The organism is Fodinibius sp. (assembly GCF_041642155.1).
Classification (GTDB): Bacteria; Bacteroidota; Rhodothermia; order Balneolales; family Balneolaceae; genus Fodinibius.
Genome location: NZ_JBEPWZ010000007.1, coordinates 17,539 through 34,166 on the forward strand (window position 1 = coordinate 17,539; position 16,628 = coordinate 34,166).

Annotated in this window: 11 protein-coding genes and 1 riboswitch; of the genes, 2 read left to right on the plus strand and 9 right to left on the minus strand. The window is 54.2% G+C overall.

All coding sequences use genetic code 11. The features are described 5' to 3' along the window. Positions 1–73: 73 nt before the first annotated feature. From gltB to ACESLU_RS01255, 9 genes are all read right to left on the minus strand, one after another. A complete protein-coding gene (gene gltB / locus ACESLU_RS01215) occupies positions 74–4,636 on the minus strand; it encodes a glutamate synthase large subunit (protein ID WP_372633989.1) in 4,563 nt (1,520 codons plus the stop codon). Positions 4,637–4,684: 48 nt separating this feature from the next. Then, on the minus strand, positions 4,685–7,093 hold the full coding sequence (locus ACESLU_RS01220) for an aspartate kinase (RefSeq protein ID WP_372633992.1): 2,409 nt from the start codon (positions 7,091–7,093) through the stop codon (positions 4,685–4,687). A gap of 2 nt (positions 7,094–7,095) precedes the next feature. Continuing rightward, positions 7,096–8,148, minus strand: coding sequence for a homoserine O-acetyltransferase (gene metX / locus ACESLU_RS01225; RefSeq protein ID WP_372633995.1), 1,053 nt, complete (start codon positions 8,146–8,148; stop codon positions 7,096–7,098). Between the two features lie 69 nt (positions 8,149–8,217). Then, the gene (locus ACESLU_RS01230; RefSeq protein WP_372633998.1) at positions 8,218–8,757 is read right to left on the minus strand and encodes an OsmC family protein; all 540 of its coding nucleotides are present in this window, start codon (positions 8,755–8,757) and stop codon (positions 8,218–8,220) included. Positions 8,758–8,825: 68 nt separating this feature from the next. Beyond that, the gene (locus ACESLU_RS01235) at positions 8,826–10,154 is read right to left on the minus strand and encodes an O-acetylhomoserine aminocarboxypropyltransferase/cysteine synthase family protein (protein WP_372633999.1); all 1,329 of its coding nucleotides are present in this window, start codon (positions 10,152–10,154) and stop codon (positions 8,826–8,828) included. A gap of 11 nt (positions 10,155–10,165) precedes the next feature. After that, positions 10,166–10,669 (minus strand): CoA-binding protein, encoded by a 504-nt coding sequence (locus tag ACESLU_RS01240; protein ID WP_372634001.1) that lies wholly within the window; start codon positions 10,667–10,669, stop codon positions 10,166–10,168. 143 nt (positions 10,670–10,812) lie between these two features. Further along, a riboswitch (SAM riboswitch) is annotated at positions 10,813–10,959 on the minus strand. A gap of 506 nt (positions 10,960–11,465) precedes the next feature. After that, positions 11,466–13,148 (minus strand): M1 family metallopeptidase, encoded by a 1,683-nt coding sequence (locus ACESLU_RS01245; RefSeq protein WP_372634003.1) that lies wholly within the window; start codon positions 13,146–13,148, stop codon positions 11,466–11,468. A 25-nt stretch (positions 13,149–13,173) separates the two neighbouring features. Next, positions 13,174–14,061 (minus strand): GTPase Era, encoded by an 888-nt coding sequence (era, locus tag ACESLU_RS01250; protein ID WP_372634005.1) that lies wholly within the window; start codon positions 14,059–14,061, stop codon positions 13,174–13,176. Positions 14,062–14,114: 53 nt separating this feature from the next. After that, a complete protein-coding gene (locus ACESLU_RS01255; protein ID WP_372634007.1) occupies positions 14,115–14,831 on the minus strand; it encodes a pyridoxine 5'-phosphate synthase in 717 nt (238 codons plus the stop codon). 128 nt (positions 14,832–14,959) lie between these two features. On the opposite strand from ACESLU_RS01255, the gene ACESLU_RS01260 reads away from it, so the two are divergent. Beyond that, positions 14,960–15,484 (plus strand): NlpC/P60 family protein, encoded by a 525-nt coding sequence (locus ACESLU_RS01260; protein ID WP_372634009.1) that lies wholly within the window; start codon positions 14,960–14,962, stop codon positions 15,482–15,484. Positions 15,485–15,709: 225 nt separating this feature from the next. Continuing rightward, a partial coding sequence (locus ACESLU_RS01265) for an aldose epimerase family protein (RefSeq protein WP_372634011.1) occupies positions 15,710–16,628 on the plus strand: 919 nt, incomplete at its 3' end.

Consider the following 16,628-nt stretch of genomic DNA (forward strand, 5'->3'; position numbering starts at 1 on the left):
TTCGATACAATTTTGTTAATTTCAATTTCTTGCGCTGATGTGCTGTCAGATTCAACCGTCCTGCCAGCTGCTTTTATTTATTCTGTAGAAAGGCCTCCATTTCGGCTTCATCCTTGTCAAGACCCTCTTGTTGAGCCTTTTCAATCGATTGCTGCATCTTCTTAAAGTCTTTGGGAAGTACCTTGACAAACCGGTGAATCATTTCATCCCATTTGGCAAGGACCCTCCAGCCCCGGTGGCTATCGGTGTATTCGGCGTGCCGGCGAACCATTTCATAGACCTGATCGATTTCGTCTTCATCCCGAAGCTGTTCCAGCACGACGCGGTTGGTATTGCAGCGTTTATGGAACTGTTGATTGAGATCCAGAATGTAGGCAATACCGCCGGACATCCCCGCGGCAAAATTACGTCCTGTTTCCCCGAGTACGACCACACGTCCCCCGGTCATGTATTCGCAGGCGTGATCGCCGACCGATTCCACCACGGCATGAAGTCCGCTGTTTCGCACGCAGAACCGCTCGCCGGCTTTGCCACGGATGTAAGCCTGTCCGCTGGTCGCGCCATAGAAGGAAACATTCCCGACAATAATATTTTCCGCCGGATCGAAACGGGCATTTTTAGAAGGATACAATATCAGCTTGCCCCCCGAAAGACCCTTGCCAAAGTAGTCGTTGGCATCGCCTTCGAGTTCGAGCGTCATCCCGCTGGGGATAAAAGCCCCGAAACTCTGTCCCGCCGATCCTTCAAACTTGAGATGGATGGTGTCTTCCGACAGTCCTTTGGACCCAAAACGGCGGGTAACTTCACTGCCGACAATGGTCCCGACTACGCGGTTGGTATTTTTGATGGGCAGGGTAGCGCGCACGCTCTTTCCGTCGGAAAGCGCCGGCTCGCAGATATCCATCAGTGTCTGGATATCCAGCGCATTTTCCAGCCCGTGGTTCTGGCAGATCATGCAGCGCGTGCCTACATTTTCCGCTATCTCCGGGCGGTGCAGGATGGGCGAGAGGTCCAGGTGCCTGGCTTTCCAGTGATCCGTTTCCGCCTGAACCAGCTTATCGGTACGGCCAATCATCTCGTCGATGGTGCGGAAACCGAGCTCAGCCATGTACTCACGCAGCTCCTGTGCCACGAATTTCATAAAGTTGACCACGTAGGCCGGGTCCCCGGTAAACTTGTGGCGCAACTCGGGATTCTGGGTAGCGATGCCCACGGGACACGTATCCAGGTGGCAGACCCGCATCATGATACAGCCGAGGGTAATGAGGGCGCTGGTTCCGAAGCCAAACTCCTCTGCGCCGAGCAGTGCCGCAACGGCGATATCCCGCCCGGTTTTAATCTGCCCGTCTGTTTCAAGCGTTACGCGGCTTCGCAGGTCGTTCAGTACCAGCGTTTGGTGGGTCTCGGAGAGTCCCAGCTCCCAGGGCAGTCCCGCATGCTTGATGCTGGTCTGCGGAGAGGCCCCCGTTCCGCCGTCGTGGCCGCTGATCAGGATGACATCGGCGTGTCCCTTGGCAACGCCGGTGGCAATGGTGCCGACCCCCACTGCAGAGACCAGCTTAACATTGATAAGCGCGTCCTTGTTGGCATTCTTGAGGTCGTGAATAAGCTGTGCCAGGTCCTCGATGGAATAAATGTCGTGGTGCGGCGGCGGTGAAATAAGTCCCACGCCCGGGGTCGAAAGCCGCACGTCGGCGATCCAGGGATAGACCTTGCGTCCGGGCAGCTCGCCGCCCTCGCCGGGCTTGGCGCCCTGCGCCATCTTAATCTGGATTTCCTTGCCCTGCGTCAGGTATTCGCTGGTCACGCCAAATCGCCCGGAGGCCACCTGCTTGACGGCACTGTTCCTGGAATCGCCGTTGGGGTCGGGCGTATAGCGGGACGGATCCTCGCCTCCTTCGCCGGTATTGCTTTTGCCGCCGACCCGGTTCATGGCAATGGCCAGCGCTTCGTGGGTCTCCTTGCTGATGGAGCCGTACGACATAGCCCCGGTTTTAAATCGCTTGCAGATCTCTTCGACCGATTCCACTTCCTCAAGGGGAATCGACCCCGATTCGTCCGTCTTGAGCTTCAGCAGGCTCCGGAGCGCGGCCGGGGGATCCGACTGCTCATCGATCAGGTTTGAATATTCTTTGTAGAGCTCATAGTCGCCATTTTTGGTGGCCAGCTGCAGTGTGTGGACGGTCTTGGGGTTGTAGGCATGATACTCACTTCCCTTGCGCCATTTGTACTGGCCGCCCTCATCCAGAACCTGTCCATTGGTGCGATAGTTCGGGTAGGCTTCCCGGTGCCGCATTTTGGCTTCCAGGGCAATAGTATCCAGCCCGATGCCGCCGATGCGCGAATCGGTCCACGTAAAGTATTTGTCCACCAGCTCCTTGTCGAGGCCGAGCGCCTCAAAAATTTGAGCCCCGCGGTACGACTTGATGGTTGAGATACCCATCTTCGACATCACTTTGACAATACCCTTGACGACCGCCTTGTTGTACCCTTTCTGGGCCCGCTTGAATGAGAGGTCAAGGTGTCCCTCGCGAATTAAGTCGTGAAGGCTTTCGTAGGCCATATAGGGATTGACGGCCTCCACACCATAGCCCAGCAGCGTACAGAAATGATGGGTCTCGCGGGGTTCTCCCGACTCCAGTACCAGTCCCACTTTCGTACGGTTGCCCGAGCGGATCAGATGATGGTGAAGCCCGGCCACGGCCAGCAGCGCCGGTATCGGCGCCTTTTTAAGGTTGAAGTCGCGGTCAGAGAGAATCAGGATATTGACGCCTTCCTCAACTGCCTTGTCGGCCGCCGCAAAAAGCTCATCGAGTGCTTCCTCCAGTCCCTCGCCGCCCCTGTTGACGTCAAAGAGGATTGGCAGGGTCTTGCTTTTAAATCCCGAGAGGTCATTGATATTCTTGAGCTGTGCCAGCTCTTCGTTCTTCAGGACCGGCGTTTTCAGGCGAATCTGGCGACAGCTTTCGGCGGTCGTTTCCAGGATGTTGCCTTCCGAACCCAGGATGGTCTCCGTGGACGTAATCAGCTCTTCGCGGATGGGGTCGATCGGCGGATTCGTGACCTGGGCGAACAGCTGCTTGAAATAGTTGTAGAGCAGCTGCGGTTCGTTCGAGAGCACGGCTATGGGGGCGTCGTTGCCCATGGCTCCCACCGGCTGCAGCATATTTTCGGCCATCGGTCCCACATTGACATTCAGATCTTCGTAGGTATAGCCGAATACCTTTTGACGCTGTATAATGTCCTCGTGCGAGTTCTCAGGCTCTTCCTGGTAGTTGTAGGGAAGATCATGAAAATCGATCAGGTTTTCGTCCAGCCATTCCCGATAGGGATACTCTCGCGCTATTTGGTGCTTGATCTCCTCATCACTTTTGATGCGTCCCTCCTGGGTGTCGATAAGAAGCATGCGTCCGGGTTGCAGCCGGTCTTTATAAACGATATCCTCGGGGGGGATGTCCAGCACGCCCACCTCGGACGAAAGTACGATCATGTCATCGCTGGTGACATAGTACCTGGAGGGACGAAGGCCGTTGCGGTCGAGCGTAGCGCCCACCATTTTGCCGTCCGTAAATGCGATGGAAGCCGGACCGTCCCAGGGTTCCATCAGGCAGCTGTGGTACTCGTAAAACGCCTTCATCTCGTCATCCATGCTCTCATGCTTTTCCCAGGGCTCGGGAATCATCATCATCATGGCATGGGGCAGTGAGCGTCCGCTGAGCAGCAGGAACTCGAGGCAGTTGTCAAATTTGGCCGAGTCGCTTCCGTCTTCCTGAATGATGGGCGTGAGGGTATCCATATCCACGTCAAACAGATCCGTGGAGAGCTGTGCCTCGCGGGCGTGCATCCAGTTCTGGTTGCCGCGCAGCGTATTGATCTCCCCGTTGTGAATAAGATAGCGAAACGGGTGGGCGAGCTTCCAGTTGGGGAAGGTGTTGGTGCTGAACCGGGAGTGCACCAGCGCAAGGGCCGATTCCATTTTCGGATCAGTCAGATCCGGGTAAAAATCCTTCAGCTGGGTTGACGTCAGCATCCCCTTGTAGATGATCGTGCGCGAGGAGAGACTATTGATATACAGGTATTCCTTGTCCGCAAGATCGCTGTTTTCAATTCTTTTGGTGATTTTTCGGCGGATGACATACAGCTTGCGCTCAAATTCAAGCTCGGTCCGGATGTCCGGGCTTCGACCGATAAACAACTGGCGGACCGAAGGCTCGGCGTCCTTGGCAGACTGGCCCAGGTAAAAATTGTCGGTCGGCACCTTGCGCCATCCCAGGACTTCCTGCTCTTCTTCTTTGACTACTTCTTTGATGACTTTTTCGCAGGCCAGCCGTTCTTCGCGTCCCGGCGGCAAAAAGATCATACCCACCCCATACTGCCCCCGTCCGGGCAGGGTTATGCCCAAGCCCTGGCAGGAATCATCCAAAAATTTGTGGGGAATCTGTAGTAAAATGCCGGCGCCGTCGCCGGTATTCTTTTCACTGCCGGTGGCGCCCCGGTGATCGAGGTTGTGGAGAACAGTGAGCGCCTGTTCCACAATTTGGTGGGATTGTTTTCCCTGAATGTTGACTACAAATCCAATTCCGCATGCATCATGTTCATGGTGGGATTGGTATAAACCCTGGTCAGAAGACATCATTTTAGGTTAGGTTATCGTTATTGAAATTGCAAAAAAAAATAAATGTACTTACTTAAGTCGTTTAGCCGTTTTCATAATATCACTGAGTACGCCCGCGGCCGTTACCTCTTTTCCCGCGCCCGGACCCTGGATGACCAACGGCGTCTGGTTGTAGAAGGTAGAAAAAATCTGGATAAGATTATCTGTTCCCTTTAACTGCCCAATGGGTGAATTTACGGGAATGGATTCAATACCTATAGAAATTTTTCCCTCAACTAATTGTCCCGTGTATCGTAGCGTTTCATTTTTATTTTGAGCTTCCAGCATTCGCTGCTGCCAATGTTCGTCGTATTTTTTCAAGCGTGTAAGAAAGGCTGATTTATCGACTTCTGCAAGTTCTTCGGGAATGAGCGATTCGACCTGCAGTTCTTCGCGCTCTATTTTCATGCCCAGGGTGCGGGCCAGCGTCAAAAATTTGCGGGCTACATCTTCTCCGGACAGGTCGTCGCGGGGATCCGGCTCCGCATACCCGAGTTCACGTGCCCTGATGATGGCCTTGCTAAACGGGATGCCCTGTTCGAGCTGATTAAACAGGTAGGTCATCGTACCGGAAACCACCCCCGATATTTCCCGAATTTCGTCGTTGCTGTCCTGCAGATCCTCGAGCGTAGCGATGACAGGAAGTCCCGCCCCGACGGTCGTTTCGTATCGAAAAGAGGCGTTATTTTGCCGTGCCTCTTTTTGAAGCTTGTCAAAGAATGACTGTTCAAAGGTATTTGCCAGCTTGCTGGGGGTAACGACATGGATCCCGCTGGCAAAGAGCCTGGGATACAGGCGTGCGACTTCCTCGCTGCCGGTGGCGTCCACAAAAATAATGTTGTGCCGGAACGACTGGGTAAGCTTGTCCACCAGTTGAGGCCAGTCTGTCTCGTCGGCATCGGACCAGTCCGGCGCTCCCCCGGATATATCGAGTCCCCGGTCGTCCCACAGCGCGTGCCGGCTGTTGCACGTTCCCAGCAACCGGAAATGGAAATCCTCCGTACCAGCGGTGGTGAGCTGTTGAAGCAGCGTCTGTCCCACCGCACCCGTTCCCGCTACGAAAAGATCGACCGTCGTTTGCTTGTGCTGCAGGTAATCGTTGAGCAGGCGGGCTGCACGGCGCGCTTCGTCCTTTTCAAACAGGAATGAAATAAACCGTTCGTCGCTGTTCCTGTTAATATGCAGTGGCTGCAAATTTTTTGAAGCCAGCAGATCCCAGATTCGTTTGGTCAGCCGTTCGCCTTCCCGGAAGTGATTGCTGAATTTTTTAACTTTGTAGATATGTTCTTTGGGATGGAGCGCAATATCCCGCTCCCCGGCCCACTGCTCGATCAGTTCGCGGGCGTCCTCAAAGAGCGGCTGCCGGATGAGAAAGCGCGCAGGTTCAAAAGAAGAACTGCGGTGAAAGGAGATCGCTTCGTCGTCCGGCTGGTCTTTCAGGTAGCCCTTCAGTTCCTGCAGCAGGTCCCAGCCGAATCGATCTTCAACCTGCAGCCGGGTAAAGGGACCCGTAACCGTGATGGTTTTGAAGGCCCCGTTGGATTGATGGTCGTCGTGGATGCGCGTGCCCGGGTGCGAAGGGTTATAACTGTTTTTTACCAGCACCGTGGTATTCTTGTTCGTAATAGGCCGTATCGTTTTGGGGTGAATCACTTTGGCCCCGTGGGCCGAAAGCTCCCCGATGTCTGCAAAGCTGAGCTCATCGATCGGCCGGGCGGTGGGCACCCACCGGGGGTCGGCCGACAGCACGCCGTTGACATCCGTCCATATTTCCAGGTGATCGGCCTCAAGAGCGTCGGCTATAAGACCGGCGGTGTAATCAGATCCCGAGCGTCCCAGGGTGGTGATACGCTGGTGAGCGTCGGAACCGATAAAGCCGGTAATGACGGGGATCGCGGCAGGATTCTGTAAAAACTTGCGGGCGAGTTCCCGCGTGGCCGCAGGCTGCACCTGTGCCTGTCCAAACGTAGAGTCCGTCTTAATAAACTGGTGGGCTTCAAAAGCTTCCGCATCCAGGCCTCGCCTGGAGAGGGCTGCGGCAAAAATAAGAGCGGAGGCCCGCTCTCCCACCGAGAGAATACGGTCTTTCCAGGCCCGGCGGTCACTGTTGCGCAGCTGCCTGTCACGGGCGGTCTCCCCGAGCTCTTCAAACAGGGCCTGCAGCTGTTGCCTGCGCGGGTTCTCCGCCCCATTCCCTGCCAGCTGATCGAACAGCTCCAGGTGCTTCTGCTCCAGGCGATGGATCCGTTGCGCCGCCCCGCCGGGATCATCCGCCAGAGCGATCAGGGCATCAGTGACATCTTTCAGGGCGGAAACGACCACAAAAGGACGGGCCGATTCCGACCGCTCAATGACTACCCCGGCAGCCTGCTCAATAAAAGCGGCATTCTGCAGCGAAGTGCCGCCAAATTTTAAAATATGTATCGGAAGTTGCTTCATCGTCAGGAAGAGAGCGTTGGTTTTGGTGTTTCAGTTATAAAGGACGTGATAATATCGTTCATCTGTTCAAACTCCATCAGAAAAGCATCATGGCCATGAGCCGAACGAATCTCACGGTAGCGGGCGTCGGGCAACAGCTTGGCCAGTTCCTGTTGCTCCTGCACCGGGTAGAGCAGGTCGGTGTCGATACCGATCACCAGGGCGGGGATGTCCAGTTGTCCCAATACCCGCTGGTACGATGATCGATTGCGGGCCACATCATGGCTGTCCATCGCCTGGCTGAGCCGTACATATGAGACCGCATCGAACCGTTCCACCAGTTTTTGTCCCTGGTAGTTGAGGTACGACTCTACCTGGAACTGATCCCCGTCTTCCTGGGGCAGCCGGCCGAATTTATTTTCGTAATCCGCATCGGACCGGTAGCTGAGCATGGCAATCATGCGGGCCAGCGCCAATCCTTTTTTGGGGGGTTGGTCGGCGCTGTAGTAGCCCTCCTTCCAGTTCGGATCATTGTAGATGGCCTGTCGCTGGGTATGGCTGATTCCGATAGCCCACGGGCTGTGGGCCTTGCCCATGCCGACAAAGACCGCGGACCGGGGACGATCGTCCATAATGCACCACTCCAGGGCCTGCATGCCGCCCATGGACCCGCCAATGACCAGTTCAATGCCGGTAATTTGGAGTTCGTCGAGCAGTTTCTGTTGCAGGCGGACCATATCCCGGATCGTAATTTCCGGGAAATCAATGCGATACGGCCGGCCGGTTTCCGGGTTTTGGCTTGTGGGTCCGCTGGTACCGTAACAGCTGCCCAGCGAATTGATGCAGATAATAAACTGCTGTTCGGGGTCAAGCGTTTTGCCCGGACCAAACAATCCGCCGAACCATTCGTCCACGGCCGTATTGCCGGTAAGCGCGTGACAAACAAGAAAGACATTATTCCGGGCGTTGTTCAGCTCGCCCCATGTCTGGTACGCCACGAGGGGTTCCGGGATGGCATAACCCGACTCGGTGACGAAAGGTTCTTTTAGCTTGTGTTGTTGTACGCCTTTGTTCATAATAAGATATATCTGTCAGACAACAAGGTCGCCCGGCGGATGTAACACATTCATTATATATATGGTTGCTCAGTTGACGAAATTGACGGTTCCTTCAACCCGTACGGGGTTTTCTATGATGTCCAGAACCGGACAGTTTTTGAAGGAAATTTCTTCAAGCTGATTTAACTTTTTCTCATCCGTTTCGTCTGTTTCAATTTCCGTAATGAGGTTCACGTCATTAAACCCGGGCCGGGCGTCATCCGATAGATTCAGGAAGCCGCGCAGGTCCAGGTTACCGGTTGTCTTTACGGTAACCGACTTTACGTTGATGCCGAGGGCCAGGGCATGTGCCTTGATCACGATTTCCTGACAGGCAGCCAATGCGGCCAATACGTACTCCACGGGTGTTGCGCCCCGGTTGGTACCGCCGAGGCTTTCCGGTTCGTCAGAGACAAACTGAAATTCCCGCACATTGATTTCAGACTGAAGTCCCTTTTCAAGTTTGGACTCGGTCTTAAAAGACACATTCGCTTTTTCGGGATTGCTGTTGATCTCTTTGGCGAGGGCCTGCACAGCCTGGATGACGTTTTGGTCGAGGTTTTGTTTTTCTTTAACAGTAGTACTCATGTAATAAGGGTTAGTTGTTCGTTTTAAAACAGACCCTGCCGCCGGTGCTGCAGGGCGCTGCCTGTGGGTTATGCGGTTACTTCAAGCTGTTTGAATGACCGGTCGAAATCTTCAATGATATCATCGATATGCTCGATACCGACAGAAACACGGATAAGATCCGGCTTCACACCGCTGGAAGCCTGTTCAGCCTCGCTCAGCTGCTGGTGCGTCGTGGAAGCGGGATGGATAACCAGTGTTTTGGCATCTCCCACATTGGCCAGGTGACTGGCAAGCTCTACGTTTTCAATGAAGGAGCGGGCCGGGTCAAATCCGCCTTTCACGCCAAAAGAAAGAACCGCTCCGAATTGCCCGGGCTTCAGGTACTTTTGGGCACGCTCGTGGTACGGGTGGTCGGGCAGTCCGGTGTACTGTACCCATTCCACCGCATCCTGCTGCTGCAGCCATTTGGCCAGCTTCAGTGCATTTTCGCAATGCCGTTCGGTGCGCAGCGAGAGCGTTTCAAGTCCCTGCAGAAGCAGGAAACTGTTGAAAGGAGAGGGCGCCGACCCGAAATCCCGCAGCGCTTCCACGCGCGCCCGGATAGCAAAGGCAATATTGCCAAACGGTCCGTCGGGACCGAACGTTTCCCAGAAATTAAGACCGTGATACGCGGGAGAAGGTTCCGTGAAGAGCGGGAAGTTACCGTTGCCCCAGTCAAAGTTCCCCGCATCCACGATCACACCGCCAATACTGGTCCCGTGTCCCCCGATCCATTTGGTCGCCGATTCCGTAATAATGTTGGCCCCGTATTTTATCGGCTGACAGATGGCGCCGGCGGCCCCGAAGGTGTTGTCCACGATCAGCGGGATGCCGTGTTTTTGCGCGAGCTCAGACAACCCCTCGAAATCGGGCACGTTGCCGCGCGGGTTTCCGATCGATTCTACATAGATCCCCTTGGTATTTTCATCAATTTCTGCCTCGTAGCTTTCAAGCGTATCTTCTTCAACGAAGTTTACATCGATACCGAGACGCGGGAGGGTTACCTTGAACTGGTTATAGGTTCCACCATAGAGAAAGGGAGTAGATACGATATTGTCACCGGCCTGTGCGATCGTCGCGATGCTCATGAACTGCGCTGATTGTCCCGACGCCGTAGCTACCGCCGCCGCGCCTCCTTCCAGGGCGGCGATGCGTTTTTCAAACACATCGCTGGTAGGATTCATGATGCGGGTATAGATATTGCCAAACTCCTTGAGGGCAAAGAGGGTGGCAGCGTGTTCGGTATCGTCAAACTGGTAGGAGGTCGTTTGATAGATGGGAACAGCACGAGAGCCGGTTGTAGGATCAGGTTCCTGGCCTGCGTGAAGCTGCAGGGTCTCAAAATTAAAGGTACGCTCTTCTCCGTTATTACTCATGGTTGTATGGATTAAGTTTCAGATATTGTGTTTGCTTGTTTTTTAGGCCGAATCAGGAACTGGTGGTCCACTTTGATACAGCGATTTTGGTAGAGTTCAATACCGGATCCGCTGACCTTTTCCTCCTCTTCGGGGTTCTGGCCGGTTCCCAGCTGCAGCCATATCGCTTTGGGCCGGGGGTCCATTTCCAGGGCCTGATCCACCGCTTTCGAAAGCACTCCGGGAGGCAGAAAAACATCGACCACATCAATGGGAAACGGGATGCTTAGAAGATCCGGATATGATTTTTCGCCGAGAATCCTGTTTGCATTGGGATTTACGGGGACGATGTCGTAGCCGGCATTCTGCAGGTACCGCCCAACAAACTGGCTGTCTTTGTGAAAACTGCGGGAAAGTCCGACAATAGCAATGGTTGACGTGGTTTCCAACGTTTTTTCTGCGCGGTCGGTTTCAGCACTTAGTGCTTCCGTGGCGCGCATCTTGTCGTCATACCAGTTGTTAAAAGTAGTTCGCATTCCGTTGTTTTTTTGGGTCCGTTTCGTTAACATTAACAGTAACATTCAGTCCAATAAAAAAGCCTCTCTCCAAATCTTGCTTCCCGGGCGAAGATATGGGGAGAGGCTTTTCAGTCATGGTCTGTCGCTGAATTAAGTCTCTTTATTTATCTTCCTCCGGACTACTGGAGCAGGACGTAGCACCTTTCGCCCCGGCATATCAATTTAATTAATTAAACGTTAACATGCGCCGGGCAGAGCGGTTGCTAAGGCGTCTTCGGGCCTGTTCCCTCAGCCTTTCTTGATAACAATGCTCAGTAATTAAAAAGAACAGTGCATAAAAAAAGCCCTCCGGGATTTTTCCGAAGGGCCTTCAATTTGGTTCAAACAAATGAAACGAATCAGTCCTTCGGATGTGTGCAAGGCATACAAAACCGAGAAATACACATCCGGCAGCAGGTAATATGGTTGACTATTCGTATCATCGGACATCTGTTTATAATTTCAAGGCTAACATAAATGTTTTTTGGAAACCATACAAGTATTAATAACAGTTTAACCCTTCTTTTTCATTCCCGGCGGACCGGGATTTCTACACCGGTTGCAGAGATTTCTACATCGGTTGCAGATTAAAAGGGTGACTGCCCCCGCCGGCGTTCATGCGCAGTTAGGATCTTTATTTTTTCATATGATCCTAAAATACATTGGAGACCTTTGCAAAACGGGTGTTCTCTCATATCACTCAGGCTATTGGTATTGAACAAAACCCTGGCTATTCATAGGCCTCAGATAAGTAAGATAAAAGGACTGAAACCAACTACGGTCCCGAAAGGGAATCGGTCCGGATATAGAAATTCGGGTCCACCTCCAGCTTGTCAGTGTCCCGCAGCCGGAGCGTCTTCCACCGTTCGGATACGGGATAGATAAACGAGTATTCCTCGCCCGCTACCCGCACCTTCAGCGGCATGTCAAAATGGGGGAGGTCCGCCTTCCAGCGATAGTGCAGGCGGTTGAGATCATCAATATAATACCGGAGGACCGGGAGCCCGCCGTAGTGCAGGTACTGGTCAAAGAGGTCATCCAGCTCCCGGCCCGAGTGACGGATGATATATCGCTCCACCTGGCCGGCCGTAACGGTTTGATGACGAAACGTTTTATTGAGCCCGCGTAGAATGTCTTTCCAGGCGGAGTCGTCATCAATGATATGGCGAATCATATGCAGCATATTATGGGCCTTGTAGTACATGTCCCCCGACCCCTCGTCATTGAGCCCGTATCGCCCGGTAACCGGCCGCCTGTTCCGGATTCTGTCGCGCAGGCCCCTGGTATATTCCGCAGCGGCCTGTTTCCCAAACCGGCACTCGGTGTATATGGACTCGGCATAGCTGGTAAAGCCCTCGTGGACCCACATATCCGCAATATCTTTGGTCGTGATGTTATTGCCCCACCACTCGTGGGCCGACTCGTGAATGAGGATAAAATCCCATTTGAGTCCCCACCCCGTGCCGGAAAGATCCTCTCCCATATAGCCGTTTTGAAAATGGTTGCCATAGGCGACGGCACTTTGATGCTCCATGCCCAGGTGGGGCGTTTCCACCAGCTTGTAACTGTCTTCATAAAAAGGGTAGGGACCGAACCAGTCCTCAAAACACCGCATCATCGGCTTTACCTGCTGGAACTGCTCCCTTGCCTTGTCCAGGTTTTGCTCCAGCACCCAGTAATCCAGGTCAAGCCGGCCGCCCGCGCCCTCAAAAGTATCGCTGAAGTTCACGTAATGGCCGGCATTGACGGCGATGTTATAATTATTGATGGGATTGGAGACAAACCAGCTCCAGGTGGTCGTGCCATTATCGTGCCGGGTGGTATCCCGGAGGCGCCCGTTGGATACGTTTACCATCGGATCGGGTACGGTTATGTGGATACTCATGCTGTCGGGTTCGGCCGTTTGATGATCTTTGTTCGGCCACCAGGCGCTGGCCCCCAAACCCTGGTTGGCGGTTGCGATCCAGGGGTTGCCCCGGGGGTCCTCCGCCCAGATAAATCCCCCGTCCCAGGGCGGATTTTCCGCTACTTTGGGCTGCCCGCGGTAATGGACGGAAAGGGTGTAGAGGGAATCGCGGCTCAGGGTACCCGGGACCTCCACAAAATAGGCACTGCTGTTGCCTGCCCGCTGGCGGGCCAGCTCCCGCCCGTCCTGGGTCACCCGTTCGATCTCGAGGGGCGGCTGAAGATCTATTTGCAGCTTCCGGGGGGACCCTATTACCCGGTAGGTGATGCTGTTGTACCCGCTGACGGAAGAGTCCTCCGGCTGGACGGCGACATGGAGATCGTAGTAGGTGACGTCCCACCAGGCCCGCTGGGGGGTGATGGACCCGCGAAGGGTGTCTGCCCGGGTGGCGGGAGGAGCGCCATTCTCCTGCCCGTCCGCCGGCCACGCAAGGGCAACAGACAGCAGCAGGAATAGCCCGAATCGAATAGAGGTAGTAGTATGGTTTTTCAAAACCTTCTAACTAATATTAATAACCTTAATATCCATAATGCCGCACGCGGTTGGGATCTTCCCGCCACTTGTCGCGCACTTTGACGTGCAGGTCCAAATACACCTTTTTCTCGACAAAATCCTCGATCACCTCGCGGGCACTCCGGCCCAGTTGTTTGATGGCCTTGCCGCCTTTGCCGATGAGAATCCCTTTTTGGGAGTCCCGGTTCACAATAATATCCGCGCTTATATAATCCAGGTCGTCGCGCTCGTCGTACTGCACGATCTCAATCGTCGAGGAGTAGGGGATTTCCTGGTGGTAGCGCAAAAAGAGCTGCTCGCGAATCATCTCCGCCACAAAAAAGCGGACCGGCTGCTCGCTGAGCATATCCTTCGGGTAGAAAGGCGGTCCCTCCCTGATGTTGGCTTTGATGGTGTCCATCAGCTCCTGAAGTCCCTCCCCGTTGAGGGCCGAGACCAACAGGGTGTCGTCAAAGTCGAATTTCTCCTGAATGTTTTTGGCTACGACTTCCGTTTGCTGCTCAGAGGTTTTATCAATCTTGTTGATCACCAGGAAGATCTTTTTTCCCTTCAGCGACGAGAGCATCTCGAAAATCCGTCCCGGTACCTCATAGTCGGTGACATCCACAATAAGCAGGATGATATCCGCATCGGTGCGGGCGCGGTCGACGGTCTTCATCATGGCTTTCTGCAACTCATACCGCGGGTTGATGACGCCGGGGGTATCCAGGAAAATAATCTGCAGGTCGTCTTCCGAATGGATGCCCAGGATCTGGTGCCGGGTGGTCTGCGGCTTGTGGGTTGTGATCGATACCTTGCTGCCCAGCAATCGGTTCATGAGCGTCGATTTGCCCGCATTCGGCTTGCCGATAATAGCTACGTAGCCCGATTTATGGCCTGGTGGATTTTCCATGGTGATATGCCTGTTGTAAAAAGAATGAGAATGAGGGTGAGGGTGCCATGGGATTAGTTCATGATGTTCAAAAATTTCTTCACCGTTGTTTCCAGCCCGTAATAGAGGGCCGACGAAACGAGCGCGTGTCCGATGCTGATATCGTTGAGGTGCGGCACGGTTTCCACCAGCGGTTTCAGGTTGTCGAGGTTCAGTCCGTGTCCGGCATTGACCTCAATGCCCAGCTCGTGCGCCCGTACGGCCCCTTCTTTCAGCCGCCGCAGTTCCTGTTGGCGGGCTTCTTCGGTTTCCGCGTTGGCATAGGTCCCGGTATGCAGCTCTATGATATCGGTCCCCAGCTCACCGGCCAGCTCGATATCTTCCCTGTTCGGGTCGATAAAAAGGCTGATCTTGATATCGGTTTCACGGAACCGGGGAAATACGCGCTGTTGAAAGTCGTCGAATACTTTTTCCATTCGCAACCCGCCCTCGGTGGTCAGCTCCTCGCGGCTTTCCGGCACGAGGGTGACCAGGTGCGGGTTTATGTCCCTTGAAATATCCAGCATCTCTTTACTGGCGGCCATCTCAAAATCCAGGGTTCCCGTGACACTCTGCTTTAACGCATAGACATCTTCATCACGAATATGCCGGCGGTCGCTGCGCAGGTGGAAAACAATACCGGAGGCCCCGGCTTTCTCACAAACTGCCGCCGCTTTCACAGGGTCCGGATACCCCTCGCCCCGGGCATTCCGGAGCGTGGCGACATGATCAATATTCACCAAAAGTTGCATAGTTCAATAGCTGCTTTCATTTTGTCATTGTAATTATGCCTTTAAATATAGATTATTTAGGGGAGTAGTTTAAGTTCTAAATCATCCGTTTTATGGTATCTGCGAAGAAAACAGTGATTTTGTTGTGTGTGGCAGCGCTCTCAGCCGGGTGCGGAGCGGTCAAACAGTCCGCCCGTCCCCCGTCCGCCACAGCTGCATCCGGGGCCGGCAACGCCCCCGATACCGTTGCCGCAGCCGACAGGGAATCGTCCCGCCCGCCGTCCGCCATGAGCGTGTCTGCGGTGAACGGGACCCAGGCTTCGCTGATGCAGGCATACCGCGAATGGAAGGGAACGCCCTACCGCCTGGGAGGCGCATCGGAAAGCGGGGTGGACTGCTCCATGTTCATCAATATCGTTTTCGCGGATTACTTTGATATGGACCTGCCCACCAATACGAGAACCCAGCTTAATGTCGGGGAAGGGGTCCGAAGGGCAGGGGTGCGGACCGGCGATCTCATATTCTTCCGGACCGGCCGGAACCGCCTGCATGTCGGTATTATGGTGGACCGGGAGGAATTTTTACATGCTTCCACCTCGCAGGGGGTGACTATCAGCGAGCTGTCCGGGGAATACTGGGCGGATCGATACCTGGCCGCCCGGAGAGTATTGTAGGAGGGGTATTATAAGGGGAGTGTTGAAAGAGGAGTATTATATGGGAGCGATAAATACCGGGAAGCTCTTTCCACTAATACAATTTCTGTTATATTATACCGGTAATCGGACTCTGAGAATGGAAATGAAAGCCAAGCGATTTGAGTCCTGTTTTGCCACGCCCGACCGACTGCCGGGATCATTCATATTCAAATTATTCAGCTAATCCAATATCTATTACTATCTATGTATTCATATCTTCGCTCTGCCACTCTTTATTTGATCATCGTCAGCTTTATCTCGTGTGCGGAAGAATCTCCGGAGTACGTGCCGGTAAAACAGGCGGATTTTCAGGTGCAGCATGACGGCAAGCAGGTAGACCTGTATACCCTGGCAAATGAGCAGGGGATGAAGGTCCAGATTACCAACTACGGGGGCAAAATTGTGTCGCTGCTGGTGCCCGATCGCGAAGGAACGCTGGGAGATGTGGTGCTGGGATACGAAACCGCCCAGGAGTACCTCGATGGCATCGCTTCGCTCGGGGCAACGATGGGACGCTATGCCAACCGCATTGCCAATGCACAGTTTACGCTCGATGACAGCACCTACTACCTGGACAAGAATAATGGTGAGCACTCTATCCACGGGGGAACCGAAGGGTTCCGGCACCAGGTATGGGATGCCCGGCAGGTTGACGGGCAGACACTGGAGCTGAGTTATTTTTCCGAAGACGGGGAGGGGGGCTACCCCGGCAACCTCGAAGTGACGGTCGTCTATACCGTGACGGATAACAATGAGCTGAAGCTGGAGTACAGCGCCCGTACCGACAAGCCCACCATCTTGAATATGACGAATCACGCGTTTTTTAACCTGGCCGGCGAAGGCAGCGGCGATATCCTGGATCACGAGCTTTTTGTGGACGCCGACCAGTATACGCCCGTGGATTCAACGGCCATACCCACCGGTGAGCTTCGGGAGGTACAGGGAACGCCCTTCGACTTTACCGAAACCACCTCTATCGGCGCGCGCATCGATGCAGACAACCGGCAGCTCGAGCATGTGGGAGGCTATGATCACAACTTTGTATTGAACAAGGCCAGCGGAGAACTGGCGTTGGCCGCGCGATTGTCTGAGCCGGCGACGGGACGCGTTATGGAGGTCTTTA

Coding starts and splice junctions, on each gene's coding strand:
- gltB (WP_372633989.1), bottom strand. CDS start 4,636: ATGATGTCTTCTGACCAGGGTTTATACCAATCCCACCATGAACATGAT.
- ACESLU_RS01220 (WP_372633992.1), bottom strand. CDS start 7,093: ATGAAGCAACTTCCGATACATATTTTAAAATTTGGCGGCACTTCGCTG.
- metX (WP_372633995.1), bottom strand. CDS start 8,148: ATGAACAAAGGCGTACAACAACACAAGCTAAAAGAACCTTTCGTCACC.
- ACESLU_RS01230 (WP_372633998.1), bottom strand. CDS start 8,757: ATGAGTACTACTGTTAAAGAAAAACAAAACCTCGACCAAAACGTCATC.
- ACESLU_RS01235 (WP_372633999.1), bottom strand. CDS start 10,154: ATGAGTAATAACGGAGAAGAGCGTACCTTTAATTTTGAGACCCTGCAG.
- ACESLU_RS01240 (WP_372634001.1), bottom strand. CDS start 10,669: ATGCGAACTACTTTTAACAACTGGTATGACGACAAGATGCGCGCCACG.
- era (WP_372634005.1), bottom strand. CDS start 14,061: ATGGAAAATCCACCAGGCCATAAATCGGGCTACGTAGCTATTATCGGC.
- ACESLU_RS01255 (WP_372634007.1), bottom strand. CDS start 14,831: ATGCAACTTTTGGTGAATATTGATCATGTCGCCACGCTCCGGAATGCC.